Source organism: Marinobacter sp. EVN1, assembly GCF_000475375.1.
Taxonomy (GTDB): Bacteria; Pseudomonadota; Gammaproteobacteria; order Pseudomonadales; family Oleiphilaceae; genus Marinobacter; species Marinobacter nauticus.
This window is the reverse complement of the sequence record NZ_AXCB01000071.1, coordinates 1-1177: the sequence shown is the minus strand read 5'-3', so window position 1 is coordinate 1177 and position 1177 is coordinate 1. Positions and strand designations below refer to the sequence as shown.

At 58.3% G+C, this 1177-nt stretch carries 1 protein-coding gene; it reads right to left on the bottom strand.

Annotation, left to right across the window (positions count from 1 at the left end; all coding sequences use genetic code 11):
* A partial coding sequence (locus Q674_RS40630) for an IS1380 family transposase (protein ID WP_023010214.1) occupies positions 1 to 1080 on the bottom strand: 1080 nt, incomplete at its 3' end.
* Between the last annotated feature and the right edge of the window lie 97 nt (positions 1081 to 1177).

Below are 1177 nucleotides of genomic sequence, written 5' to 3'. Positions count from 1 at the left end.
CCGCCACTGATTGGTCCACCACCGCGTGCTGGAGGTGCGATCTGCGAACAGACACAACTGCTGATCCTTGATCCGGTTTTCCATGTCACCCCGGGCACAGTATTGCTCGTAGTAGAGTTTAACGCCGTCGTCGTAACGGGAGCTGATAATGAACCTGGGGTTGGCACCCAGTTCGCCCTCCTCCAGACGCGCGATCACCCAGCGGGGGTGTTTCCAGGTTCGGGCCTGGTACTGGAACCGGTAGGTGGCGCAGACTTTTTCACCCAGTTCGTTGTGAGCCTTGCGAACCAGCATCGAGGGTACGTCTACCTCCTTGAGCAGCCGGCTGTTCTTGCTGAGGCCCACCAGATAGTCCACGTTGTTCCGGTCGCACCAGCTCAGCAATCGGGGACGGTAAAAGCCGCTGTCACCCCGGAACACGATGCGGGTATTCGTCCAGTACTGCCGGATGAACTTCACCAGCAGGGCCAGAATGGCCCAGCTGTGGCGGCTGTCGCTTCGGTTGCTGGTGCGCAGGTAGCTCACCAGCAGATGGCGACCGCAGAACACGTACAGCGGGAAGTAACAATGGTGATCGTAGTAGGCGTTAAAGAACTTGCCGGGCTGGTCGCCATGCACCGGAACGTCGGTGCCATCGAAGTCCAGCACGATTTCCTTGGGTGGGGCGTCGTGCTGCTCAATGAAGTGATGCCACATCAGTTCGTGGGCCTTGACCACGGCCTGCCGGTCCACGCGCTGCTCCATTCGGCACAGTGTTGATTTGCCCGCCAGAATGGCCTCTTCGCCAGTCGCGGTCTGAAGTGCCTGGTCAGCGCGTAACGTTTCGTGATCGTTCAGATCTTCGTACCCGGCAGCCACGCCAAAGACCCGTTGCCGGATCATGGTTTGAAGCTTGTGGCGAACCAGCACCGGATTACGGGTATCGTCCAGCACCGTAGCCAGGCGCTGAGTGAGCTGGTGTTGATTGTCGACTTCGCGAAGCAGGAGCAGGCCGGCATCGGAGGTGATGTGGCCACCGGAGAAGTCGGCTTCAATTTGACGGCGAGAGAGTGGCGAGAAGGTCAGTTTTTCAGGTACCATTTTGGATAGCGGCTGTTGGTGCTTGGTGAACGGTGTAAGGTCCTGAAACTATAGCACTTTCAGCCGCTTTCTTTTATCCCGTCATGAGAAATCCGGG